The organism is Pseudomonas juntendi, from assembly GCF_009932375.1.
In the GTDB taxonomy this organism is placed as follows: domain Bacteria; phylum Pseudomonadota; class Gammaproteobacteria; order Pseudomonadales; family Pseudomonadaceae; genus Aquipseudomonas; species Aquipseudomonas juntendi.
The window spans coordinates 1-292 of record NZ_BLJG01000424.1 but is presented as its reverse complement, the minus strand read 5'-3'; the positions used below and the strand labels follow the sequence as shown (position 1 = coordinate 292).

Genomic DNA, 292 nt, shown 5'->3' with positions numbered 1-292 from the left:
CAGGCGCTCGGCCAGTTGCAAAATGTCGCCAGGGCGCTCGCGCAGCGGGCGCCAGGCCAGGGGGAAGACCGAAAGCCGGTAATACAGGTCTTCACGGAAACGCCCCGCGGCCACCTCGCCAGCCAGGTCGCGGTTGGTGGTGGCCAATACCCGAATGTCGAGACTGACCGGCTTGCGCCCGCCTACCCGCTCTACCTCGCGCTCCTGCAGCACCCGCAACAGCTTGGCCTGCAGTGCCATGGGCATTTCCGAAATTTCGTCGAGCAGCAAGGTGCCGCCCTCGGCCTGCTCG

Annotated in this window: 1 protein-coding gene; it reads right to left on the bottom strand. The window is 66.8% G+C overall.

Features of this window, described 5'->3' with window-relative positions; all coding sequences use genetic code 11:
* Positions 1-292: sigma 54-interacting transcriptional regulator (locus tag GYA94_RS26475; protein ID WP_167524238.1), on the bottom strand; the 292-nt coding region annotated here is incomplete at both ends.